At 62.2% G+C, this 24,547-nt stretch carries 22 protein-coding genes and 1 pseudogene; 9 read left to right on the forward strand and 14 right to left on the reverse strand.

The window, feature by feature from the left end:
• Nucleotide 1: 1 nt before the first annotated feature.
• From ACQZ6J_RS31495 to ACQZ6J_RS31515, 5 genes are all read right to left on the reverse strand, one after another.
• Nucleotides 2-865, reverse strand: a complete 864-nt coding sequence (locus tag ACQZ6J_RS31495) for an FAD binding domain-containing protein (RefSeq protein ID WP_449086915.1) — start codon at nt 863-865, stop codon at nt 2-4.
• A 152-nt stretch (nt 866-1,017) separates the two neighbouring features.
• Nucleotides 1,018-2,238, reverse strand: a complete 1,221-nt coding sequence (locus ACQZ6J_RS31500) for an MHYT domain-containing protein (protein ID WP_449086916.1) — start codon at nt 2,236-2,238, stop codon at nt 1,018-1,020.
• Nucleotides 2,239-2,355: 117 nt separating this feature from the next.
• Nucleotides 2,356-3,345: an NAD-dependent epimerase/dehydratase family protein gene (locus ACQZ6J_RS31505; protein ID WP_449086917.1), complete on the reverse strand. Its 990-nt coding sequence runs from the start codon at nt 3,343-3,345 to the stop codon at nt 2,356-2,358.
• A gap of 12 nt (nt 3,346-3,357) precedes the next feature.
• Nucleotides 3,358-4,569 (reverse strand): glycosyltransferase family 4 protein, encoded by a 1,212-nt coding sequence (locus tag ACQZ6J_RS31510; protein WP_449086918.1) that lies wholly within the window; start codon nt 4,567-4,569, stop codon nt 3,358-3,360.
• Nucleotides 4,570-4,896: 327 nt separating this feature from the next.
• Entirely contained in the window at nt 4,897-5,946 is a 1,050-nt protein-coding gene (locus ACQZ6J_RS31515; RefSeq protein ID WP_449086935.1) for a LacI family DNA-binding transcriptional regulator, read from the reverse strand.
• Nucleotides 5,947-6,404: 458 nt separating this feature from the next.
• On the opposite strand from ACQZ6J_RS31515, the gene ACQZ6J_RS31520 reads away from it, so the two are divergent.
• The 3 genes from ACQZ6J_RS31520 (at nt 6,405) to ACQZ6J_RS31530 (ending at nt 10,147) form a co-directional block, all read left to right on the forward strand.
• Complete coding sequence (locus tag ACQZ6J_RS31520) at nt 6,405-7,361, forward strand: sugar-binding protein (RefSeq protein WP_163988120.1); 957 nt, start codon at nt 6,405-6,407, stop codon at nt 7,359-7,361.
• Between the two features lie 107 nt (nt 7,362-7,468).
• A complete protein-coding gene (locus tag ACQZ6J_RS31525) occupies nt 7,469-9,010 on the forward strand; it encodes a sugar ABC transporter ATP-binding protein (RefSeq protein ID WP_449086919.1) in 1,542 nt (513 codons plus the stop codon).
• A 129-nt stretch (nt 9,011-9,139) separates the two neighbouring features.
• Nucleotides 9,140-10,147, forward strand: a complete 1,008-nt coding sequence (locus ACQZ6J_RS31530) for an ABC transporter permease (protein WP_449086920.1) — start codon at nt 9,140-9,142, stop codon at nt 10,145-10,147.
• Between the two features lie 100 nt (nt 10,148-10,247).
• On the opposite strand, the gene ACQZ6J_RS31535 is transcribed toward ACQZ6J_RS31530, so the two are convergent.
• The 8 genes from ACQZ6J_RS31535 to ACQZ6J_RS31570 all read right to left on the reverse strand — a co-directional run bounded on the left by ACQZ6J_RS31535 (nt 10,248) and on the right by ACQZ6J_RS31570 (nt 18,499).
• Nucleotides 10,248-10,850 carry an alkylhydroperoxidase domain protein gene (locus ACQZ6J_RS31535; RefSeq protein WP_449086921.1) on the reverse strand — a complete coding sequence of 201 codons (603 nt, stop codon included), beginning with the start codon at nt 10,848-10,850 and terminating at the stop codon, nt 10,248-10,250.
• 22 nt (nt 10,851-10,872) lie between these two features.
• On the reverse strand, nt 10,873-11,502 hold the full coding sequence (locus ACQZ6J_RS31540; protein WP_449086922.1) for a CMD domain protein: 630 nt from the start codon (nt 11,500-11,502) through the stop codon (nt 10,873-10,875).
• Between the two features lie 29 nt (nt 11,503-11,531).
• Nucleotides 11,532-12,581 (reverse strand): putative FMN-dependent luciferase-like monooxygenase, encoded by a 1,050-nt coding sequence (locus ACQZ6J_RS31545; RefSeq protein WP_449086923.1) that lies wholly within the window; start codon nt 12,579-12,581, stop codon nt 11,532-11,534.
• Between the two features lie 4 nt (nt 12,582-12,585).
• On the reverse strand, nt 12,586-14,268 hold the full coding sequence (locus ACQZ6J_RS31550) for a dipeptide ABC transporter ATP-binding protein (protein ID WP_449086924.1): 1,683 nt from the start codon (nt 14,266-14,268) through the stop codon (nt 12,586-12,588).
• Complete coding sequence (locus tag ACQZ6J_RS31555; RefSeq protein ID WP_449086925.1) at nt 14,265-15,182, reverse strand: ABC transporter permease; 918 nt, start codon at nt 15,180-15,182, stop codon at nt 14,265-14,267. The genes ACQZ6J_RS31550 and ACQZ6J_RS31555 overlap by 4 nt, the downstream gene beginning before the upstream one ends.
• The gene (locus ACQZ6J_RS31560; protein WP_163988114.1) at nt 15,182-16,123 is read right to left on the reverse strand and encodes an ABC transporter permease; all 942 of its coding nucleotides are present in this window, start codon (nt 16,121-16,123) and stop codon (nt 15,182-15,184) included. Before ACQZ6J_RS31560 ends, ACQZ6J_RS31555 begins: the two co-directional genes overlap by 1 nt.
• A 60-nt stretch (nt 16,124-16,183) precedes the next feature.
• Nucleotides 16,184-17,818, reverse strand: a complete 1,635-nt coding sequence (locus ACQZ6J_RS31565; protein ID WP_449086926.1) for a TIGR04028 family ABC transporter substrate-binding protein — start codon at nt 17,816-17,818, stop codon at nt 16,184-16,186.
• A 279-nt stretch (nt 17,819-18,097) separates the two neighbouring features.
• Complete coding sequence (locus ACQZ6J_RS31570) at nt 18,098-18,499, reverse strand: ArsR/SmtB family transcription factor (RefSeq protein ID WP_449086927.1); 402 nt, start codon at nt 18,497-18,499, stop codon at nt 18,098-18,100.
• Between the two features lie 130 nt (nt 18,500-18,629).
• On the opposite strand from ACQZ6J_RS31570, the gene ACQZ6J_RS31575 reads away from it, so the two are divergent.
• Genes ACQZ6J_RS31575 through ACQZ6J_RS31595 form a run of 5 tightly spaced genes read left to right on the forward strand, consistent with a single transcriptional unit; the run spans nt 18,630 to nt 23,144 of the window.
• A complete protein-coding gene (locus ACQZ6J_RS31575) occupies nt 18,630-19,478 on the forward strand; it encodes an ABC transporter substrate-binding protein (protein ID WP_449086928.1) in 849 nt (282 codons plus the stop codon).
• Between the two features lies 1 nt (nt 19,479).
• Complete coding sequence (locus ACQZ6J_RS31580) at nt 19,480-20,613, forward strand: LLM class flavin-dependent oxidoreductase (RefSeq protein ID WP_449086929.1); 1,134 nt, start codon at nt 19,480-19,482, stop codon at nt 20,611-20,613.
• Nucleotides 20,606-21,442 carry an ABC transporter permease subunit gene (locus ACQZ6J_RS31585; RefSeq protein ID WP_449086930.1) on the forward strand — a complete coding sequence of 279 codons (837 nt, stop codon included), beginning with the start codon at nt 20,606-20,608 and terminating at the stop codon, nt 21,440-21,442. The genes ACQZ6J_RS31580 and ACQZ6J_RS31585 overlap by 8 nt, the downstream gene beginning before the upstream one ends.
• On the forward strand, nt 21,439-22,143 hold the full coding sequence (locus ACQZ6J_RS31590) for an ABC transporter ATP-binding protein (RefSeq protein ID WP_449086931.1): 705 nt from the start codon (nt 21,439-21,441) through the stop codon (nt 22,141-22,143). The genes ACQZ6J_RS31585 and ACQZ6J_RS31590 overlap by 4 nt, the downstream gene beginning before the upstream one ends.
• A gap of 47 nt (nt 22,144-22,190) precedes the next feature.
• Nucleotides 22,191-23,144 (forward strand): aliphatic sulfonate ABC transporter substrate-binding protein, encoded by a 954-nt coding sequence (locus ACQZ6J_RS31595; protein WP_449086932.1) that lies wholly within the window; start codon nt 22,191-22,193, stop codon nt 23,142-23,144.
• Between the two features lie 103 nt (nt 23,145-23,247).
• Here ACQZ6J_RS31595 and ACQZ6J_RS31600 read toward each other — a convergent pair whose 3' ends face one another.
• Nucleotides 23,248-24,150: a LysR family transcriptional regulator gene (locus tag ACQZ6J_RS31600; protein WP_449086933.1), complete on the reverse strand. Its 903-nt coding sequence runs from the start codon at nt 24,148-24,150 to the stop codon at nt 23,248-23,250.
• A 138-nt stretch (nt 24,151-24,288) separates the two neighbouring features.
• On the opposite strand from ACQZ6J_RS31600, the pseudogene ACQZ6J_RS31605 reads away from it, so the two are divergent.
• Nucleotides 24,289-24,547, forward strand: a pseudogene (locus tag ACQZ6J_RS31605) (HlyD family secretion protein); the annotation flags it as partial.

A 24,547-nucleotide genomic window follows, 5' to 3' on the forward strand; every position in this document is an offset into this window, starting at 1 on the left:
CTCACGCGGCCCGGGCGGCGGCGCGTTTCAGCGCGCGCACGACCATGATGCCGCCAACATGTCTTCGATATTCGGCAGGCCCGCGTCCATCGGCGGCCGGCTGCATGATCGCCTGGGCAAGCTGGGCCGCCTTCTGCAGGCTCGCCTCGTCGAGACTCGTTCCGACAACCGCCGCGGCAGCATCTTCGGCAAGCAGCGCGGTCTCTGAAAGGTTGGTAAGGCCGATACGACAGCTTGCGACCTTGCCGCCGGAGAGGGTGAGCACAACGGCAGCGGCCGCAGTCGCATAATCTCCGATCTTGCGCTTGAGCTTCTCGTAGGCGTAGCCGTGTCCATCAGCCGGTTGCGGGATGACGATCTCCGTCAGCAGTTCTCCGGGCTCCAATGCCGTGAAATAGGCACCTTGATAGAAGTCGGCGGCGGCGATTTCACGCCGCCCGCCCGGCCCGTCGAGACGATAACGCGCATCGAGGGTGAGCATCAGCGCCGGCATGTCGTTGCCGGGGTCGCCGTTTGCGACATTGCCGCCGATCGTGCCGCGATACCGCACCTGCGGGTCGGCAATCAGCAGCGCCGTCTCCTTGAGGATCGGCAGCAAGCTCGCAATCTCCGGAGAGACCACAAGGTCGTGCTGCGTCGTCATCGCGCCGATGACGACAAGATCGCCCTCGCGCCGGATGCCCCTGAGGGCCGCAATGCCGTGCAGATCGATGAGATGCTCGGGCGCGGCAAGCCGCAGTTTCATCATCGGGATAAGGCTATGCCCGCCCGCAAGCGGCCGTGCCTCGTCGCCAAGTTCGGAAAGAAGCCTGATCGCATCGGCCACGCTTTCCGGCCGATGGAAATCGAATGCGCCCGGTATCATGATCTTCCTCCCGTTCGATCGGAGCACGACGCAAATCGAGCATTTCCCTTGCCGCCGGCGCAGGCAAGGAGAGGAGGGAAAATCAATCACCAAGGGTTGAGTTTCGCACGAACGGCGGGATTCGGCGCACGAATTGCGTCAGGCCGGCTGGCCTATCTCGAAGCTTTCGTCGTCTCGCCCCTGGCAAGACCGAGGCGGGACTTCAGCTCCGCTATCTTGGCGCGACTGACCGGAACCAGGTGAGGAACGGCGCCATCCAGTTCCACCATCGCCCCATCCCCTTCCCTGCGGATGAAGGTGATATGCGGCACCGCCACGATATGGCTGCGATGGACGCGCATGAAGATATCGGGACAGAGTTGCGCCTCCGCCTCGGAAATCGGCCATGGACACATGCGTTCGCGCTGGCCGTCATGGACGAGCGTGTAATGGGCGTCGGCGCGGATGCTGCGGATCTCGACGGCGTCGATGAATTGCGTCCCGTTCGCCGCCTCGATCGGCACCCGCGTCGCCGTCGAACGCTGCGGCGGCTGGCCGAGGCCCGCAAGCGGGGCGACGATCGTCCGCGGCCGAACGACCGGCGGATGCTGCTCCTCGGGCCCGCTCCCGTCCTCACCGGACACGATCTCTTGATCGGCGGGGACCGCAGCGGGCCGCTGGCGGGCTTCCGGCACGAGAAACAGCAGAAAGCCGACGGTGATCAGGAAGCACAGCAGCGCGACGATCAGCGCCAGCACCTGCGGCGAGGCCGTCAACCCATCCATCGCCATGGCATGATCCATGCCGCCGGCGGGCCGGAAATGCATGCCGTACATGGCGGTGTAATGCATGCCCGAAACGGCGATGCCGAAGGCTACCGCGCTGAAGGCAAGCCTGAAGCCGCCATGGCGCGCGAGATAGATCCGCAAGCCGCCATAGGCGGCAACGATGGCGATGACGACGGAAAGCGCGACCATCCCGTAGTCGTGCTCGATGCCGAAGTGGCCGGCAAGGCCGTGAATGCCGACATAATGCATGGAGGCAATGCCGAGCCCGAGCAGGAGCGCCGACGCAAGGATCCGCAATCGCGAGGGCTCGCCGATGCTGACGAAATAGAGGGAGACGCCGACGACCAGCGCGCAGATCAGGAAGGACACCACGGTCGGAAGCACGAGATAGACGGCATCGGCCGGCATCGGCGCAGCCAGCATGCCGATGAAATGCATCGTCCAGATGCCGAACGCCAGAAACGCCGCGGCGCCGGCAAGCATCAGCCTGCGGTTGACCGAAGGCGAACTGCGGATGCGGGCGGCCAAGCCGAAGCCGGTATAGCCACCCATGATCGCGACCGCTATCGAAAGCGCCACGAGAAACGGATTGTGCCCAGCGAACATGACATCTGCGGTCGCGCCTTCTCCTCCACGGGCGCGGCCTCTCCTATGGATGAAGGTTATATCCGCGCCCGCCCCATTGACAAGCGAGGACTTCCGCAGGAACCGGCCGATCACGGTTCAGATGGCGAGCGCATATGGCGCCGACTCGGATTGCAGATACTCCAGCATCTGCATGATCCCCGTTTCCAGGCTGATCGACGGCGTCAGTCCGTAAGATCGTTGAAGGGCCGTATCACCGCAGCGGTAAAAAACGCCTTCGGGACGGCTCGACCGGCCGACGACGGCTGGCTGCCAGCCGATCTGCCGGCAGGCGGTCTCGGCCAGCTCCATGAAGGAGGTGGCAATTCCGGTCGAAAGATTGAGGCTGGCGCCGTCGGGAAGCAGTTCCTTCGTCCGCCAGATGAATTCGATACAATCGGAAATGTGGATGAAGTCGCGGCACTGCCGGCCCGAGCCCCAGACGAAGACTTCCGCCGCCCCTCTTTCCGCCAGCAGACGGCGGCAGATCGCCGGGAAAGGATAGGCAAGATCCTGATCCTCGCCATAGCCGCTGAACGGCCTGTAGGCGATGGCCCTCCGGCCGTAGCGCTCGACATAGAGCTTCATCAGGTACTCGCCGGTCAGCTTTGCCCAGCCATAGCTGAGATCGGGCACGCCGACGGCAGCGTCGAAGTTGATCATGTCCTCCGACAGCAGCCGATGATTCTCGGCTGTCTGCAGCGATACCGGATAGGCCGCGCTGGAGCTGAAGAAAACCACCGAACCGGGATTGGCGCGCGACGCCCACTGCCATAGCGCCGCATCGACCGCCAGATCCTCTGCGACATCGAGCGCCTGCGTCTCCAGCGTCACGCGGCCGCCGACCAGCGCTGCCAGATGGAAGACATAGTCAAAATGCTCGGCCGGACGGGCAAAGAATGCGCGGCAGTCTTCCTGGAGAAAGACGAAGCGAGAGCGCCCGAAACCCTGCCACAGATCGGGATGAAGCGCCCCTGTCCCGGCCACCAGTGAATCGACGCAGACGACGTCGAGCCCTTCAGCAAGAAGCCGGCGGACAAGATGCCGCCCCACGAACCCGCAGCCGCCCGTCACCAAAACATGTGCCATCATCCACCCCCACTAATGCGCCAGAAAACCGCTGCGCCCCATATAGATGTCCACCATGCGACGCGCCCATTCCGCTCTGCTCGGCGCGATGCGTTTGCCAAGTGCAAATGCTCCTTCACTCAGTCTTCGCATGAGATGGTCGTCATCGGTCTCGGCCAATTTCTCGGCCAGCGAATCCGCATCGCCGCTATCGAAAACCAGGCCGGCCCCGTTGCTCGCGACTTCCGCCGCTATCAGTGCGTTGCTGCTGACGATGACCGGGATGCCGGACATCAATGCTTCGGCCGCAACCAGGCCGTAGGGCTCGGGCATGCGCGAGGGCATGACGAAAACGCGCGCCTCCCCGGCAAGCCTTGTCACCTCTTCATCGCTCAGCCAGCCAGGCACGAAGCAATGCGGCAGCGCCTGCTGCATCTCCGCAAGCAACGGTCCGCGCCCGATGAGCCTTGCCGTTCGCCCCGTTTTGTTGAGCGCGTCCGCCAGTGTCCGCACTCCCTTTTCCCAGCACATGCGGCCGAGAAAGACGGTATGGCGGTTGCGCCACGCCGCCACCGGTCCCTGCGTCAACGGCTCCGTCGGTGTGCGCAAGGTCGTGAAATGCTGCAGCGGGCCGGAGCGCAGATGCGCTTCCATGTTTTCATGCGCCAGCACGATGCCGACGCGGCTCCAGAACTCCTCGCCCACGCCCTGCTGGGTCAAGGCCCGGCGGAAACGCCAGAGCTTGTGGAAATAGCTGCGCTTGTCGCAATTGGTCGTCAGGCATGCGGCGGATAGCGGCTTGACCGTGCAGACATGGCCGCTGCGGAAATTGATAAGCCCTCCGTTTGGACAATTCAGGAAGAAATCATGCGCCGTAACGATGACTTTGGCCTTGTGCCTGGCCAGCGCGTAGAAGATCGAGGGGGACAGGATCTGTGACCAGCCGTGCACATGGACGACGGTCTCCTCGTTCGATTCCCGAAGCAACTCGTCCATCGCCTCATAGGCGCGTCTGTTGTAGCTCTTCGCAAAGACATCGGCGACTGTCGGGCCCTCCCGAAGAGGCCGCTCGCCAAGCGCAACGGTGCGGATTTCGGCAAAGCGGGGCTTCAGGCCTTCGCCATCGTCGCCGACCAGCATGGCGCAGGTCAGGCCTGCGTCGCGGCTCGCCTCAAGACATTGCAGCGCCACCTTGGTCGCGCCACCGCGAACGGTCGAAACATCGTTGACAAGTATGAGACGCATGGATCAGCAACTCGCCCGCTTGTGTTATCGGGGCCTAACGAAAGAAACCGCCCTTCTACGTCTCGCCCCGATACATAAGGCGCCCGAATGCGGCCGCTTTTCAATTCATCCATTCGCACGATGGCATCCGCTTTCAGATTGAATTCATGGGCTTCCATCGGTTCGACGGGCACGAACGTCGATTGCGCACTTACCATTGGGCCCATTTTGTCTGAGCGGTCTGCACGACGACGGAAATGTGGCGGGGCGGCCGATATCCGGCAGCAGGCGAGCAGACAGGCCGCCCGCGCTTAGAAGCAGGTCCCGAGACCGGCATCGTTGCTTCCGTCAGACTTTCCGGCTCTTGCGCCCAGCCGTGAGGCCGGCCGGAGCGGCAACGGATGCGCGCTTGACAAGGGAGCATTCGAGCTTGGTGATCTGGTAGCGGCGCTCGCGCGGCAAGACAGCGGTTTCGAGATGTTCGATCGCCCATTGGCCCATGGCCATGTGGGGAAGCACGGACGTCGTCAGCGGCGGCACGAGATGGCGGCAGATGTCTTCATCGTCATAGCCCATGACCGACATGTCCTCGGGAATGCGAAGCCCGGCTTCCTTGAGCGCTTCATAGCATCCGATGGCGGTGCGGTCGTTCTGGCAAAAGATCGCGGTCGGGCGCTCGGCCAGCGACAATAGCTTCATCGTTCCGGAATAGCCGGCGCTGGCCGACCAGTCGCCCTCGATGACCAGCTCCGGATCGAAGGGAATGTCCGCCGTCGCCAGAGCCCGGCGATAACCGGTGAGACGATCCTGCGCCGCCTGCATCCATGGCTCGCCCGTGATCGTGGCGATGCGATGGTGGCCGTGCGAGATCAGATGCCGGGTCGCCGTCTGGCCGCCGGCTATCTCGCTTGGAACGACAGCCGGAAAGGCGTAGTCGGACGTATAGCAATTCAGAAGGACGATCGGAATGTTGAGGTCGTAGAGATAGTCCGGAACCTCGACTTCGCGGGTGAAGATCGTCATGTAGATGAGCGCGGAAATCCCGCTGTTGCTCAAGGCCTGAAGCGCTCTCGGCTCCATGATCGGATCGCTCATGGTTTGCGCGACGAGCAGCACGTTCCCGGCATTCCAGGACGCCTGGCGCGCGCCCTCGATCGCAACGACCGCCTCCGGGCTGGTGGCGAGCTGATCGACGGCAAAGCCGATCACCCCGTCCAGCTGCGAGGGAGACAGAAGCGCAGGCGGAGTGGAAAGCACCGGCGCAACGTAGCCGAGCTGGCGGGCGGCCTCGATCACCCTGTCGCGGGTCTGCTGCGACAGGCGCATGCCCGGCGTATTGTTCAGGACGAAGGATACCGCGGTCTGCGAGCAACCGGCGGCCTTGGCGATATCGGTCATCGTGACCCTGGCGCCGGGGCGGCGGCCGTTTCGCTTCGAGCCCCGGCTGTCGTCGGCCGTTTGATCGCCGTTTGCGGCCGATATCTTCTTCATAATTGCGTCTCATCTCCCGTGAAACGAGGCCGGCCAACGGATCCCACCACCGGCTTCGCTAATATTTATTATCACCAATGCAACGAGTTCGGCAACTGGTGCGATGATAAATTGGGAGATCACCCACAAATTTGCGGCGACATGCCACTGGAATAACACGGGAAACGACATTTTCCCCGCTATGGCGCGCGTCCAACGCCGATTTGTATTACTAATTCTATTTACTAATCGAAATTAGTCGTATACCGTTGCATTGTGGTTGGACGTGCCGCATCTCGCTTGGCGAGAAACCCTTGGAGGGGGTGCAGGACGATCCGCCGCGATTTGCAACTAGATCCCGCCAGCGGGTCTATGGGAGGATGATCATGAAGTATCTAAGACGAGGTGCTGCCGCCTTTGCGGCAGGGCTGATGCTAAGCTATGCATCGGCAACCTACGCCGCCGACAAGCCGACGCTCGCATTTGTGGTCAACGGCGCATCCGACTTCTGGAAAGCCGCCGAAGCCGGCGTCAAGAAAGCCCAGGCCGAACTGCCTGACTTCGATATGGAACTGAAGTATCCCGAGCAATCCTCGGTCGCCATCCAGCAGCGACTGATGGAAGACCTCGTTGCCGCCGGCGTCAAGGGGATCATGGTTTCCGCAGTCGATCCCAAGACCTCGACCGACGGATTGAACAAGATCGGTTCGGAAACCGCGCTGTTTACCACCGACAGCGACGCGCCCGACACAAACCGCGTCGCCTATATCGGCTCCTCGAACGTCGACGCCGGCAAGCAGGCGGCCGAAATCGCCAAGAAGGCCCTGCCGAACGGCGGCAAGTGCATCGGCTTCGTCGGCCTTCTCGGCGCCGACAATGCAAAGGAGCGCATCCAGGGCATGAAGGACGGCATAGCCGGCACGAAGATCGAACTGGTTGACGTGCGCGGCGACGACATCGACCAGACGAGAGCAAAGAAGAACGTCGAAGACGCACTGGTTGCAAGCCCGGACGTGACCTGCATGGTCGGCTTCTACTCCTACAACACACCGCGCATCTACGAGGCGCTGCGTGAAGCCGGCAAGCTCGGCCAGATCACCGTCGTCGGCTTCGATGACGATCCGATCACGCTCGGCGGGGTCAAGGAAGGCACGATTGCCGGCACCGTCGTACAGCAGCCCTATCTCTGGGCCTACCAGGGCATGAAGCTGATGGCCGCCTATCTGAAGGGCGACAAGTCGGGCATTCCGGACAGCAAGCTGATCATCATCCCGACGAAGATCATCGGCAAGGATGACGTCGATGCCTATGCTGCAAATCTGAAGGCGATGGCTGGCAATTAAAGCCATCCTCCAGCAGCGCCGGTTGCGGCGACCGGCGCTGCTGGATTTATGAAATGCTCACGACGCGACGGCTTCCGAAGCCACACCGCACAGGCACGATACTCGTCATGATTGAACGATCGGATACACTGGCAGCGCCGGAAGCCACGGTGCCTTTTCTCAGCCTCTCGGGAATTGGCAAGACCTATCCTGGCGTGGTGGCGCTCGATAATTTCTCGATGGATGTCGCTCCCGGCGAGGTGATCGGCCTTGTCGGCGAAAACGGCGCGGGCAAATCGACGCTGATGAAAATCCTCGGTGGCGTCGTCAAGCCGGACCGCGGGACCATTCGCCTCGATGGAGCCGAGCAGGGCGCCTTCACGGTCGAAAGCAGCATCGCCTCGGGCATAGCCTTCGTCCATCAGGAACTCAACCTGTTTGAAAATCTCGATGTCGCTGCGAATATTTTTCTCGGCCGCGAGCCGCTAAGGGGCGGCTTTCTGAAGCTGGTCGACCGAAGCCGCCTGCGCGACATGGTCGCCCCTCTGTTGAAGCGCGTCGGCGCCAATTTTTCGCCGGATACGCCGGTGGCTTCACTGTCGCTCGCCCAGCAGCAGATGGTCGAAATCGCCAAGGCGCTCTCCATCAATGCCCGCCTCGTCATTCTCGACGAGCCGACGTCGAGCCTGCCGCTGGCCGAGACGGAGAAACTCCTGGCCGTCATATCGTCGCTGAAGGCGGATGGCATCAGCGTGATCTTCATTTCGCATCGACTGCATGAAGTCGAACGCGTCGCCGATCGTGTCGTCGTGCTGCGGGACGGAACCCTGGTCGGCACATTGCCCAAGGAGTCGATCGATCACGACCACATGGTAAAGCTGATGATCGGCCGCGCATTGGCCGCACGCTCGATAGAAGCCGCCCGGCCGCCGGGTGAGGTCGCGCTCAAGATTTCCGCAGTCCAGACCGCCGCCTATCCGATGCAGCCGGTCCATCTGGATATCCGTTATGGCGAAATCCTGGGTCTCGCCGGCCTCGTCGGCTCGGGTCGCACCGAGCTTGCCCGCGTCCTCTTCGGCATCGACCAGAGCTACGGCGGCAACATCGCGCTTGGCGGGCAGGATCTGAAGCTGAGATCCGCCCGGGACGCCGTCGCCAACGGCATTTTCCTCGTGCCCGAAGACCGCAAGCTCAATGGCATCCTGCTCGATATGCCGATCTCGCAGAACATATCCCTGCCCAATCTTCCGGCCTATGCGCACCGCTCCATGGTTTCTTCGGAACGCGAAAATACAGCGGCCGAAAGCCAGCGCCGGCAGCTCGGCATCAAGGCGCCATCGATCTCGACCCGCACCGGCACGCTTTCAGGCGGCAACCAGCAGAAGGTCGTGCTCGCCAAATGGCTGGCGATGCATCCGAAGGTGCTGATCTTCGACGAACCCACCCGCGGCATCGATATCGGCGCGAAGAGCGAAATCTACGGCCTGATGCGCAAGCTCGCCGATGCCGGCGTGGCGATCCTGATGATCTCGAGCGACATGGAGGAGGTCATCGGCGTCTCCGACCGCATCGCGGTCATGCACGAGGGCCAGATCTCCGGCATTCTGGATAAGGATCAGTTCAGTCAGGAAAACGTGCTTTTGCTGGCCGTCGGCAAGACGCTACACTAGGGCGGTTCGGCTATCCATGGGATCTCTGAACCGCTCTATCTCCTTGTTTTAAGCAATTCCGGACGGAAAACCGCTGCGCACTTTTCCTGGAATTGCTCTAACGGCTGCGGCCAATGGGAATGGAAATCGATGAGTAAGAAAGATCTGGGCCTGCTCCTGTTGATCATCGTCGTCGGCATCGTCGTCGCGATCATCAATCCGCGCTTCCTTCTGCCGATCAACCTCGCCAATACGTCGAACCTTATCGGCCTTTTCGGGATTTTGTCGATCGGCCAGGCCTTCGTCATCATCACCGGCGGCATCGAACTCTCCGTCGGCTCGCTGGTCGCCCTGCTCGGCGTGTTGTTCATCGATTTCATTGCCGTCCAGAACATGCCTTGGGCGGTTGCGCTTCCTCTCATCCTGCTCCTCGGCGGCGTCCTTGGGGCGATCCATGGCTGGCTCATCACCAAGCTCAATCTTCAGCCTTTCGTCGTCACGCTCTGCGGCTTGCTGATCTATCGCGGCGCGGCGCGCTTCTACACGGCGGACGGCACGGCCGGCTTTGCTTTCGGCCAGAATTTTCCGACGCTGGAGTTCCTGACCGCCGGCCGTTTCTACGGCGTGCCGAACACCTTCATCGCGCTGGTGATCATTGCAGCCATCATGTGGATCGTCCTGCACCGCTCCGTTTATGGCCGCTATCTTTACGCCATCGGCAAGAACGAGGAGGCCGCGAAATATTCCGGCATCCGCACGAGAAAGATGGTGACGGTCTCCTACACCATCTGCGGCGTGCTGACGGCGCTTTCCGCAATCTATTTCGCCATGTACACGCGCTCCATCTCGCCGGCGAGCCATGGGCAGTTCTACGAGCTTTACGCCATCGCCGCGGCGGTCCTCGGCGGCTTTTCTCTGCGCGGCGGCGAAGGGTCCCTGATCGGTGTGGTGCTCGGCACCATCCTCTTGCAGGAGCTTCAGAATCTCGTGAACCTTCTCGGCATCCCCTCCTCGCTCAACTTCGCGGTCATGGGCGGCGTGATCCTGCTCGGCGTGTTGATCGATCAGCAATGGAGCGCCATCCGCGCGCAGCGGCGCCTGGTATCGGCAGCGCGCCAAGCGGAAACGCGACAGCCGGCAAGCCAGACGCAATCGTAGTGGCGGTCCCGGATCGATTTGGCCAAAGCGAAAGCCGCGATGCCTGTTTGCGGCAACGCGGCTCTTATTGCGAACCTTGTACTCGGTATCCCCGAAAGCCTCAGCCCGCCGGCGTCGGCTCTCCCAGCGACAACATCAGCCGGTTTGCCCAGTTGAAGAAGGCTGCGCCATGGATGACATCGGCAATCTCCAGATCGTCCAATCCTTCCTCGCGCAGCCTGGCGATCTCGTCCGCGCCGAATTGCAATGGCGTTGCCGTCAGGGCCGCCGACGCTTCGACAACGGCATTCCACCGGCTGCCGAGATCGGCTTTAAGACCGTCGTCCAGCAGACGCTGCACGTCATCCGTCCGCTTGGAATGATGCGAGGCGAAACGCGAATGAACCGATGCACAGAAGATGCAGCCGTTTGCGCGCGAGGCGGCCGTGGCGGCAAGCTCGCGCTCGGCCCGGGGAAGGCCCGCCGAGACGTTGTAGAAGATATCCTTGTCCGTCTTGGTACGAGCCTGGAGAATGTCGGGGTCGCGCGCCAGCAACATGAAGTAGGGCGATTTCGCGCGGGACGCATCCACGAGACCGGCCCAGTGACGCTCGGTCAGATCCGCCTCGTCAAGTGGCTGCAGCCACGGGGTCCAGCCGATTTCGGCCTGGGTGAAAGCATTCGGCCGGTTCTCGATTGCGGGATGAATGACAGTTTCGGTCATATGGGAATTCCTCTTGATTCGACTAGGCCGAAGCCGCCTGCCCGGCATTCGCCGCGTTTTCTGCCAATGCCCTGAGGCCGGCGACAACGCGGATCTGGAACGCCAGAAATGCGACGATCTGCGAGAGCGTGACGATGCCGGTGGTCGTCCAGCCGGCATCGAGCAGCTTTTGCAACGCCGCAGCACTTGCCTCTCTCGGACGGAAAACCAGAAGATGGCTGTGCTCGAGCGCTGCCGCCAGCTTCGGCCCGAGCGCGTCCCTGCTCTCGTTCGAAACCTCGTAGACGAGCCCGGGCCGATCCTCGCCGGAAAGCGGACCGGCGGGATAGTGCCCATAGGGGCCGTTCGTGCGGCCGCGCTCGACTTCCCCATCGACGGAGACGGCGAGCGCCGCCCCGCCGGCCTGTTCCTTCAGCCTGGAGGCGTAGAAGCCGCCGGCCTCGGCGGCGCCGTGAAGCCCGGCAACGAAGACGGCAACGGCAAAGCGCTCCTGCGGGGTCACATCGCCCTGATGCGCGGGCTCAAACAGCGCCTGATAGCTTTTCTGCGCATTGAGGCGCGTCTCCGGCCTTTGCGCACGCAGGCGATCCAGCAAGGATCCGGCGTGAATTCCCGCAAGGAGATCGATGGTATCGGTGGTCTGTGACGTCATGGCTAATGCCCTTCCTTAAATGCCGGTATTCAGACCCGCGCCGCCAAGCGGGGTTCGTTCGCGACGGGACCTTGCCGCACCCAGCCGAGCGCAGGCGCGACATGCTTCGCGATGAGCTCCAGCGAGCGCAGAATATATTCGTGCGGCGGATCGACGGAGTGGACCTGGAACACCAGATCCGTAACCCGTGACAAAGCGGTATCGGCCCGGAGCGACGCAATGACATCATCCGGCGTACCGACGTGAACGTCGAAAGCCCGGATCAAATCGGCTGTCGTTTCGCCCGAAAACGTAAAGCCGCTCGCCTTGAAGCGCTCGACGTTGCGCCTCAGGCCGATCTCGGCAAAGTGCAGGGCTTCCTTCCTGTTCTCGGAGACGAACAGGCTGCGCGAGCCCAGAATTCGCGGCGAACGCCCGACGGGCAGGGCCGAGAGATAGGCATCGATGATCGGATTCTGCAGGTCCCAGAGCTCGGCGTCCGGCGTCTCCGGCGGTCGCGGCTGCGTGCGCGACAACATCAGCCCATCCCCATCGCCACCGGCGCGGATGCCGCCGCCGACGGAGAAAGTCGCCTGCCAGACACGATCGCGCAGGTGCGGCGCGACGGGATAGAGACGATTGCCGCCCGCAAGCTCGCCTCCGGCCCAGGCCTCGCGCACCAGGGCGAGGTGCTTGCCATAGACCTGTCCGCGCTCGCCGCTCTCCAGGCCGAAAGGCAGGAAGGCTTGCGGAGTTCCCCCGGTGCCGAAGCCGACTTCCAGCCGCCCATCGAGCAGATGATCGAGCACGGCGGTATCTTCGGCTACCCGCACGGCATTTTCCATCGGCAGGGTGATGACGCCCGTGCCGAGGCGGATGCGAGAGGTCTGCGGCGCCAGCGTAGCAAGGAATACCAGAGGCGCGGGCAGCCCGCCCTCCTCGCCGTTGAAATGGTGCTGCGCTACCCAGGCGCTGTCGAAGCCATGCTCCTCCGCGTGAACGATCTGTTCGGCGACAAGCCGGTAGCGGGTCGCGGCGTCCGCCTGATCGAGAACGCGGCTGAAGAAGCCCAGTCTTTTCGGTGACAATGGCGTACTCATGGAATTATCCTGCACTGATGGTGGAATCGATTAATCGCGGAAACTTCTTGCCGGGCACGGCATCGATCAGTTCGCGCGTATAGGGGCTCTGCGGATTGCTGAAGACATCGTCGATCGTGCCCGTTTCGACGAGCCGCCCCCCGTTCAGAACCGAGACCGTGTCTGCGATCTGCCGCACCACGGCAAGATCGTGGGAGACGAACAGGTAGGTCAGCCCCAGCTCGCGCTGCAGCTCGTCCAGAAGATCGAGGATCTGGGCCTGCACGGTCACGTCCAGGGCGGAGACCGCCTCGTCCAGCACCAAGATCTGCGGGTCCAGCACCAGCGCCCGGGCAATCGCGACACGTTGGCGCTGCCCTCCCGAGAGCGCGTGCGGCCGCCGCTGAAATACCTCGGCCGGCAGCTTGACCCTGTCGAGGGTCGCGGCCACCTTTGCCAATCGCTCCCGGCGTGGCAGCCGCTCGAAATTCAGCAACGGCTCTTCCACGATGGTCGTTATCGTCTGGCGTGGATCAAGCGATCCATAGGGATTTTGATAGACGAGCTGAATTTTCTTGCGAAAAAGCCTGAGCGTTTCGCCACGCAGCGAAGACAGGTCCAGCCCGTCGATCACAACCTTCCCGGAGGTCGGCCGCTGGAAAGCCGAGACGATCCGTATCGTCGTCGTCTTGCCGGAGCCGGACTCGCCGACGATCGCATGCGTGCTGCCGCGGCGGACGCGAAACGAGACATCATCGACGGCTCTGAACCTATCCGCATCTCCGTCATGGCCAAAATCCTGAACCAGCCCGTCGACGACGATGATGTCGTCGGCCGGCTGCGGCGCGGACGCGATCGGCCGAGCGGGAATGCGTTGCGGCCCCATGTTCAACGACGGCGCGTCGGCAAGCAAACGCCGTGTATAGGCGCTCTGCGGATGCCTCACGACGTCGGCGGTGCGCCCCTGCTCCTGAATGCGGCCATGCTGCAGGACGATGAGCCGGTCCGATCGGTCGACGGCAATGCCGAGGTCATGCGTGACCAGCAGGACCGCCGTGCCGTATTCACGCCTGAGATCGTCGATGAGGTCGAGGATGTGCCTCTGTACCGTGACGTCGAGCGCGCTCGTCGGTTCGTCGGCAATGATGAGCGAAGGCTTCAAGGCCATGGCGATGGCGATCAGCACGCGCTGGCGCATGCCGCCGGAAAGCTCATGCGGATATTGCTTCGCGCGCAGCTGGGGCTGGCTGAGACCGACGCGCTCCAGAAGGTCGATTGCCTGGACGCGGGCGGCGGCCCCCGAAGCCCTGCCATGGACGACGAGGATCTCGGCCACCTGATCGCCGATCGTCCTGACCGGGTTGAGGGAATTGCCGGGGTCCTGCGGCACCAGGCTGATAACTGATCCACGAATGCTGTCCAGCCGTCTTTGCGGCCAGCCGCCGATCTCCTCGCCATTCAGGCGGATGGTGCCTTGCTGCAGAAGACCGCCTTCGGGCAAGAGACCGATCACCGCCTGCGCCGTCGAACTCTTGCCGGAGCCAGACTCGCCGACCAGGGCAACGACTTCGCCGGCACAAACCTGGAAATCGATATCGTGAACGACCGTGCGCAGACCGCTTTTGTCGCGATAGCCGATCCGCAGGCCTGCCACGTCGAGGATGGGGGCGGTGTTGCTCTCGAGCGCGCCAATCACTGGAACCGTCATTTCCCGATCCTTCCGATAGCCCGGCTGATGCGATTGATGGAAATGACGACAAGGACCACGACGAGACCGGGCGCGGCCGTCAGCCACCAGGCGGTTGCGATGTAGTTGCGTCCCTCGGCGATCAGCAGACCCCATTCCGGTGTCGGCGGCGGGGCGCCATAGCCGAGGAAGCCGAGGGTCGACAGCTGCAGGATGGCCCATCCCGCCTGAAGCGCGGCAAAGGCGATCACCGAAGTCAGCGAATTGGGAAGAATATGACGCCACAGCACCTTGAAGAAGGTGCCGCCGCTGCCGAAGGCGGCTTCAACATATTCGCTTCGCCGCACCGTGACGACTTCCGAACGGACCAACCGGGCAAACTTGGCGATCAGCGTGCAGCCGACCGCGATTGCCGCATTGACCGTGCCGAAGCCGAGGAGAACGATGATGCTGAGCGACAGCAGCAAGTCCGGAATGGACAGCATGACGTCCACCAGCCTCATGATGACGGTCTCGAACCGGCCTCCCAGCGAGCCGGCCAATACGCCGAGCGTCGTACCGACCAGAAGGGCGATGCCCACGGCGGCGAGCGCGCCGGACAGCGAATGCACGGCCCCATAGACGATGCGGGCATAAAGGTCGCGACCGAGCGAGTCAGTCCCCAGCAGATGTGCCGCACTCGGCGGACGAAGATGCTGGCCCGGCAAACCCTGAACCGGATCATAGACCGTGAAAATGCCGGGAAAGATGGCCCAAAGCACGACCAGCGCGAGCACAAGGCACGCAAGGACGAGGCCGGGCTGGATGACTGGCCACCGTCGCCCGGACGGAATGCTTCCGCGAAGCTGGGTCTGGAGCGTCGCCGGCGAGGTGCTGCCTTCCGGCTCGGACGCATCGATCCCCGGATGATGGCGAGCGGTTTCGATACTTGCCATCATGCGGCTCCCAGCTTGGTCTTCAGACGCGGATCGAGCACCGGATAGAGCAGATCGACGACGAGATTGATGACGACGAAGGCGCATGCGGCAATGATGACGATCGCCTGGAGAACGGCAACATCCTGACTGTCGACCGCCTGCTTGGTCAGGCCGCCGATGCCGTTGAGCCCGAAGACCGTTTCCGTGATGACGGCCCCGGCCACCAGCTCACCGAACAACAGCCCGGCAACGGTCAGGACCGGCAGCAGCGTGTTCTTGGCGACATGCGCCCACAAGACCCTTGCATGGGAAAGCCCCTTGGCGCGGGCGACCGGCACGAAGGGCCTGGTCAGCACTTCATCGATATTCTTCAGCAATATTTGCGCGAGCGGAGCCGAGATCGGGACTGCAACCGTCAGAATGGGCAGGAAGAGGCCTTCCCAAGGGCCCGGATTGATGACCGGCACGAGGCGGAAGCGGAAGGAGAAAATCTGGATAAACATGATGCCGAGCCAGAAGGTCGGCACCGAAATGAAGAGCGCGGGGATGGCCTGTATCAGGCCGCGCAGCCATGCGAAGCCGGAAAGATTGGAGGCGATCGCGATCAGAACGGCAAGAATGACTGCCACCACGAAACCCAGCCCCGCAAGCAGCAGGGTCGGCGGCACGTTGGTGGCAAGCAGGGAGTTCACCGGAACCCCCGCCTGCAGGGAATAGCCGAAATCGCCCGTCAGGAAATTCCCGACGGAATGGAAATATTGCTGCAGGAACGATCCGTTGGCGCCGTAGGCGGCCCTGATATCGGCAAGCTGCTCGGGGCTCAGCCCATAGTCGGGATTTTGAAACTTGATCAGTACCGCATCACCCGGCAGCGACTGCAGCAACACGAAGGACACCGTGAATGCAGCCCACAGCACGAACAGGGCCTGCCCGATTCTGGATAATATGTATTTCGCCATGCCGATCTTACGCCTTCACATTCGACGAGCCCGGCGCTACGCCGGGCTCGCAGCTTTTCATCAATGCGCAGCAAGCCATGTGCTGTAGAAGGAGGGTCGGCCGACCGCCTCGAATGCAATCCCCTTCACGTAAGGCGCGCCCGCGAAGACCTGCGGTTCCTCGAAGAACGGGATGACATAGGCCTGATCCAGCAGATATTCCTGCGCGGCCTTGGCTGCGGCCAATCGCTTGCCGCTGTCGGTTTCGGAAGCAACGGTCTCGAGAATGCCGTTCAGCTTGTCGTCCGAGAACGTCGCCTTGGGGTTGAGGCCACCCTTCTGCAGCAGGGCATCGCGGTTTTTCGCATAGAACTGGCTCTTGATGACGTCGGGATCGGCGCGGCCGACTTCAGCGACCACCAGCGGCGTCTTGGCCGGATCGACATTGTCGGTTACCAGATTTCCGGATGTGCCGGCCAGAACCTGCAATTTCACGCCGATCTTGGCCCATTGCTGAGCGACGAGCTGCAAGACGGCCTTGTTCTGCGGCTGCGGTATCGATTCATAGACAGCGAGCGAAAGCGGCTTGCCGTCCTTCTGGCGAACGCCGTCCGCTCCCTTCTTCCAGCCCGCCTCGTCCAGCAGCTTCTCTGCGGCGGCCGGATCGTAGGTCAGCTTCGAGGAAAGATCCGCATATCCGGCGGCGGCCGACGAAATGATCGACTTTGCCTGCGGATAATTCGTCGAAAACAGCGTATCGACGATTTCCTTGTTGTTCGTGGCATGCAGGAGCGCCTGGCGAACCTTGATATCGGCGACGAGCGGGTTGTCCGGGCGGAAGGCGACGCTGTCGTTCACGCCACGGGTCGGCGCCGCATAGATCGCGAAGCTCTGATCGACCACCTGCTTTTCGTCATAGGCCTGAAGCTGACGAATGAAATCGGCCTGGCCGGAAAGCAATGCGCCGATGCGCACGCTGTCTTCGCCGGTGATGATGTATTTGATACCGTCGAGATAGGGGCGGCCCTGATGCTCGAGTTTAGCCGGACCCCAATTGTAATCCGGCCGGGCCTTCAGTTCGAGTTGCTTGCCGAGCGTCTCGCTCGCGACGACGAAGGGGCCGGAACCGATGATCTTCGTCGCATCGCCGAGCTGGTCGAAGGGCAGCGCAAGCGTCTTCAGCGAGACGAGGCCGGATCCGATCACCGAGGTACCCTGCAGGAAGCCGGGCGACGGCTTCTTGAAATAGAACTTCACGGTATCGGGATCGACAACTTCGCTGTGGTCGTAGTTGTTGATGACCTCCGAAACCGGCTGCTTCAGCTCCTTGTTGCCAAGGCCGAACGTATCGTAGTTCTTGGCGACGGCATTGGCGTCAAGCGGCGATCCGTCGGAGAAGGTCACGCCCTTGCGAAGCTTGAAGGTGTATTCCGTGGCAGTGTCGTTGACAGTCCACGATTCCGCGATCCAAGGCTCTATCTGCAAGGTCTGGGGATTCTGATAGGTCAGCTTGTCGGTGATCTGGTTCAGCACGCCGCCATTCGGATAAAAGCCGCCCGCGGGCGGATAGAGGTTCGTGTGTGACTGCTGCTCCAGATAGATGAGCGTGCCGCCCTGAACGGGCTTGCTGTCGTCAGCCGAAAATGCGGCTGACGACAGCAACGACACGAGGCCGGCCGTCAGAATAAATGCCTTGAAATTTGCTGCTATCGTCATTGAAATCCCTCGGATACCGAATGTTCCGGAAGGGTATCGAAGCGGCCACAGCATTCCAATATCGTCTATGGAATTAGTCTTCTATTTTTCGCGAGACTATTGAAACGACATCCGCAAAGTCCGTCATTATCCGCAACTTGGTGTCTGATCGGCCGGGGCGACGGCAGGATGATATCTAAACCGACGGCTCACCGGGAAATTCGTCCGCCGCCTCATGCGGGCATGCATCGATATGGCTTCCGACAGCACTGGATTTCCGTGCTGTTCCAGATCGGAAATCTAGCCCATCTCCACAGCATTGGCTGGCTCGAACTGCGTTCCGCGCCATACGGCGGACGCCGTGGAATCGGGAAAGAGCAAGCGCAGATGGCCGATGATCTGGCCCGCGCGCGGGTCCGCGAGGCGATAGACGACGGCCTTCGCCACACGCCTGCCGGCAATGATGCCGGCATCGCGCAATTCACCGATCTGCTGGGATAGCGTCGGCTGGTGCACGTCGAGAATCTCCTCCAGCTCCCCCACGGTTCTCGCGCCTTCCATGAGAACGCACAGGATTGCCAGCCGAACCGGATTTGACATGGCCTTCAGGAAATCGGAGGCGGCCCCGATGGCACGACATTTCACCTTGGGTTCATGGGGTTGGCGCGTCCGGCTTTTCTCGATCTTGGAGCTGTTCGTCATCCGCTTCTGATCCTGCGCTTGTTCGGAATTTTTTTCTCTTTCTCTTCAAATTTTCAGCGTTGAATTTCTCGCCAAGAATTCTCTAGTCATTATATAAATTTATATAACAATAAGCAACGAGGTAAATGTCTTGGCTTTCAGGATTGGCCATCATCCCAACAATCTGCACCTTCGCCTGGCATCGCTGTGGCCCGGAGCATTTGCCGGCATGAATCCGGAATTCATCGGCTATCACGAAGGGCGTGACACGGCGGACAAGCTCGTTCGGGGCGAATTCGATATTGGCGGAACGGGATCCACGCCGCCGATCCTTGCGGCGGTGTCCGGGCTTTCGGTTTCCTATGTCGCAGCGTCAGCGCCCCGCCCGGCCAACGGCGCAATCCTGGTATCGAAAACCTCCGATATCGAGGACATCGCCGATCTCAAAGGGGAAGCGGTCGCCCTGGTCGACGGCTCCTTTCTCACCTACTTCCTTGCCAAGCAGCTCGGGGAAGCAAACCTGAAGCTGGCCGACATCCATCGCCGCGACATGGTGCCGGCACCCTCGCGCGAGGCGCTGAGGAGCGGAACAGTCAAGGCCTGGGTCGCCATGGCTCCGCATTTGGAGCAATCGCTCGTCAGCGGAGAGTTCCGTGTGCTCGCCCATTGCGGCGACCTCATTCCAAACCGTTCGCTGTTCTGGACCATCCGGGATCGAGACCTGTCCAGGGACGCGATGAGCGATTTTGCCGGAGAGCTGCAACGCCTCGGGGCGGAAATTGCCGCCGACCCCGAAAAGGCGGCCGCCCTTCTTGCCTCCGGCGGAGACGAGACGGAGAGGCGGGCCTGGACGCGCGTCGTCTCAGGCCGGAATTGGCAGGCGACAGCCGCGGATGCCGCGCTTCTGCGCGAACAGCAGGCGGAGGCCGACACGCTCTTCGACCACGGTGATCTGCCGGCCAGACTGACGATAGTGACGACAAGCGACAAAGAGATTTGAAATGAACGTACTCTGGTACATGTGCGCGCCGGATGGCGCCTATCCTTGGAAGCCCGAAGGGTCGCGCACCATCGACTACGGCTATTACAAGCAGCTTGCTCAAGCCTATGACCATCTCGGTTTCACCGGCGCGCTGTTTGCAACCGGCGCGCACGACGTCTGGCCGCTTGCCGGCGCACTGCTTCCCTACACGGAGCGGATGAAGTTCCTCATCGCCTTCCATCCGGGGCTCATCGCTCCGACGCTTCTGGCAAAGATGGCGGCCACCTTCCAGGAGTTCTCGAACGGCCGGCTGATGCTGAATGTCGTCTCCGGAGACGCCAAGATGCTCGGCGCCTACGGCATGATGATGCCGCATGACGAACGTTATCTGATGGCGGACGAATACCTGACCATCTGGCATCGGCTGATGGCCGGTGAAAGCGTCACTCACACGGGCAAGTATTTCCAGACGGAAGGGGCGAAACTCGCGCTGCCGGCCGGATCGGCCATCAAGCCGCCGCCGCTCTGGTTCGGCGGCTCGTCCGACAGCGCCATAGAGGTCGCCGCCAAGCATGTGGAGACCTACCTTTCATGGGGCGAAACTCCGGAGCAGATGGGCCGGAAAGTCGAGAAGGTGAAGGCCCGCGCGGAAGTCCACGGTCGCGACCTCAACTACGGCATACGCCTCTATGTCATCGTTCGCCAGACCGACGAGAAGGCCTGGGAAGCGGCAGCGGACCTCTACGAGCAGATGGACGATGCGGCGATCGCAGCCAACCAGCGGTTCGTCTCCAACACGGATTCCATCGGTCAGCAGAGAATGAGCGCCATGCACGGCGGCATCAAGCCCGCCAATCTGCGCGATCTGGAGATCTCCCCCAATCTGTGGGCGGGCATCGGCCTCGTCCGGCCGGGTCCGGGCACCGCCATCGTCGGCTCGCCGGATACGGTAATCCGGACGTTGGAAGCCTATCGGAAAGTCGGCGTCGACACGTTCATCCTCTCCGGCATGCCGCTTCTGGAGGAGGCCTATCGTTTCGGCGAACTTGTTCTGCTACGACTTCCCGTCGAGCGCACGGCACCGGAGCGCAAGCACTTCACCTGGTCGACATTGTTCGATCGAGACCTCGGCGGAAAACCCTCGAATGGCTGAAATATCCACCATCGACCAAGACCTTTCCCGTCAGGCCGACAGCTCTCCGCCGCCTCGGCCGGCTGGCGGGCGGCGCGCGCGATTTGCGACACGCCTCGTCTCACCGGTCGCAATCATCGCTCTCTGGCAGATCGCTAGCATGACGGGGGTTCTTTCGCCACACACGCTCGCAGCACCCAGCGAAATCCTCCGTGCCGCCGATCGATTGGTCATCTCGGGCGAGCTGGTGACAGGTCTTGCGATTTCCTTCCTGCGTGTGTTGGCCGGCTTTTCCATCGCCCTTGCCGTCGGCGTCGCGCTCGCGCTTGCCGCCGGCCTGTCGAGGCTCGGTGAATCGGCCATCGATCCGCCGCTTCAAATGCTGAAGGCCATGCCATTTCTCGGGCTTCTGCCCCTCTTCATCCTCTGGTTCGGCATCGGCGAAGGGCCGAAGATCGGTCTCGTCGCGTTCGGCGCCGTTTTCCCGATCTATCTGACCCTGCATGGGGGAATTCGCGGTATCGACGGAAAGCTCGTCGAAGCCGGCCGCACGCTGGGGCTCGATACGTTCGGCATCATCCGCCACGTCATCATTCCGGGCGCGCTGCCTTCTCTTCTCATCGGTGTTCGATATGGCCTCAGCGTCGCGTGGCTCAGTCTCGTGGTCGGCGAACAGATCAATGCCTCCAGCGGCATCGGCTATATCATCACCTATGCCCGCGATTTCCTGCAGACGGATGTCATCGTGGTCTGCCTCATGGTTTATGCCATCATGGGGCTGCTGACCGATGGGCTGGTGCGGCTGATCGAAGCCTATGCGCTGCGCTGGCGCCCGCAGGTGCTGGCATGACGGCGCCGGTCGATATTCGCGGCCTCACACGCACCTTCGGCGGCCCGGCAATCCTTGACGGCATCGATCTGACGATCGCGGCCGGCGAATTCGTTGCCCTCCTCGGTCGCAGCGGGTCCGGCAAATCCACCTTGCTGCGCGTGCTTGCCGGGCTTGACGATGCGCCGGCGCGGCAATTGCAGCTCCCGCGGCGTCGCTCGGTCGTCTTTCAGGAACCGAGGCTGATGCCGTGGAAGACGGTCGTCGACAATGTCACTCTCGGCGTCAGGCGCAACGACGCGCGCTCCATCGCCGTTCAAACGCTTGAGGACGTCGGGCTTTCGCATCGGTTGAACGCCTGGCCGCTGACCCTTTCAGGTGGCGAAGCGCAACGCGCAGCACTTGCCCGCGCGCTTATGCGCGAGCCCGAGCTATTGTTGCTGGACGAGCCTTTTGCGGCCCTCGACGCCCTGACGCGCCTGCGCATGCATGGGCTGGTGTTCGATCTCTGGCAGAAACACCGACCTGCGGTCCTGCTGGTCACCCATGACATAGGAGAGGCCATCACGCTCGCCGACCGCATCCTCGTCCTCGAAAACGGCTGCTTTACCAAGGAGATCCGCGTCGCTCTCGACCATCCTCGTCGGCGCAGCGCTCCCGAGGCAGCCCGTATCGAAGCCGAGCTCCTGGCCGAGCTCGGCGTCGAACCCTCCCATGCCTGATATCTATCGCTCCCACGCACGCCATTTCGGCAGATCGGAACAGCAAAATGATCACAAAGCGTCAATTCTTCGTCGCCATGGCCGCGACAGCCGCCATCGCAACGCTCGCCCCCGCCGCCCAGGCGGCGGACCAGGTGGTGCGTATCGGCTGGCTGCGGGGGCCGAACGACATCACGCTCGCCAAGTCGCGCGGCACCCTCGAAAAGGCGCTTGCCGACAAGGGCATAAAGGTGGAATGGGCAGGGCCCTTCCCGGCGGCAGCTCCCGCCTTTGAAGCCCTGAACGCCGGCAGCATCGACATTACCGCCGGCAGCTCGACGTCCGCCATCACCGCACTCGCGGCCAATGTCCCGCTGGTCATTTTCGCTTACCAGAAGATGGCGCCGGGTTCGGAAGGGATCGTCGTCAAGAAGGATTCCACGATCGGCTCCATCAAGGATCTCGCCGGCAAGAAGGTCGCCGTCAATCGCGGCGGCACGGGCGAATACCTGCTCATGCAGGGTCTCGAGACCAACGGCGTCGATCCGAAGAGCGTGGAGCGCGTCTATTTGAGCCCCAGCGACAGCGGCCCAAGCTTCACCCAGGGCCATGTCGATGCCTGGGCCACCTGGGATCCGTTTCTGACGATCGCCGAGAAAGCCTATGACGGCAAGGTCGTTGCCGACGGCGGCGCCATCCGCTCGGACAATGCCGTCGTCCTGGTCGCCAGCAAGGACTTCGCCCAATCGAAACCCGACCAGCTTCAGCTCGTCTTCGATGTGATCAAATCGGAAAATGCCTGGTCTATCGCCAACAAGGCCGAAGCCGGAGCCATCTGGGTCAAGGAAATGAACGTGCCGGCCGACCTCGCCCAGAAGATCGGCGAGAACAATGCCGTCCCGACGACGGCGGTTTCCGCGGCGGATGCCGCGCAGATCGGCAAAGTCGCCGAATGGTATGCCAAGAGCGGCATCATCCCGGCCATACCGGATGTCGCGGCCGGCGTCGTGTCGCTGAAATAGGCTGACGGTCGCCAAGACCATTCCAGGCGAAATCGGCCCCGGCAAGACTGCCGGGGCAGCGGGGGCGACTGATCTGGAGCACAAGTCGGATTGCCTCAGCCGATCAGGTCATCCATTTGCGATGTTCGGCGAAACGCTCCGCCAGCAGGTCGATGAACAATCGCACTTTCGTCGGCAGATGGCTGCGGTTCGGGTAGATCGCGCTGATCGTGAACTCCACCGCCCGATAGTCGGGCATGGCGCGCACAAGGCGGCCGGCGGCGACATCGTCGAAGACGATGAAGCTCGGGGCAAGGAAGATGCCCTGCCCGCTCGCCAGCAGAAACCGCAGCGTCTCGGCGCTGTTGGAGACGACATTGCCGGAGATCTTGACGCCTTTCTGATTGCCGTCGGCATCTTCGAAACGCCATTCATCGCCATAGGGATAATAGGCATATTGCAGGCAATTATGCGCCGCGAGGTCGGCCGGAACCTTCGGCATGGGATGCAGGTCGCGATATTCGGGTGAGCACACGAGCATGTGACGCCAGGGCGCAAGCTTGCGCGCGACGAGCGTCGAATCCGGCGCGGGCAGCGTGCGGATCATCAGGTCATAGCGCTCTTCGATCATGTCGATCGACCGTTCGCCGACATTGAAATCGAGCGAGATCGCGGGATATTGCGTCATGAACTCATTGATGACGGGCAACAGGAAGCGGACGATGGCGCCGCTGGTATAGATCTTCAGCGTGCCGCGCGGCATGGTGCTGAGCGCGCCCGCCGCCCGATCCGCCTCTTCCAGGTCGGCAAGAATCTGGGAGGAGCGCTCGTAGTAATACTTGCCGGTTTCCGTCAGGCTGACGCGGCGCGTCGTGCGGTTCAGAAGCCGGACGCCGAGGCGATCTTCCAGAGACTGCACATGGTTGCCCACCATGGTGACGGACATGTTGAGCCGGCGAGCGGCGGCGGAAAAGCCGCCGCATTCCACCACCCGGCCAAAGACTGTGAGGCTGGTCAGCCGATCCATTTCGTCCTCGGATTATCCACTGTGAGTTGATGATCCTTCCAGATTTGAGGAGATTATCAGAAGGACCGTTCCGACGCATCTTCATCGCATCAAAATTGGCCCCGTGCAAAGGGGTGGCGATACCGAAGGAAACGGACCATGGTCGAACTGCCCCGCAACGATGCGTTCAGAAACGCAAGCCAAGCCGATGCCGCTCCGGCCGGCGAAGTAGCAAAGTCCCCCGCCGCCGAAGCCCCCAAGGGACCGGCGGTCGAGGCATCCGTTCCCGCCGCCCCCGCTCCCAGGGCCGGCCGGAAGCTCCTCAAGCGGAGCCTCCTCATTGCGGCGTTGGTTGCTGTTGTTGGGGTTGGCGGGGATTTTGGCTATCGCTACTGGACGGTGGGGCGTTTCATCGAAT

This window comes from Rhizobium sp. A37_96 (assembly GCF_053521765.1).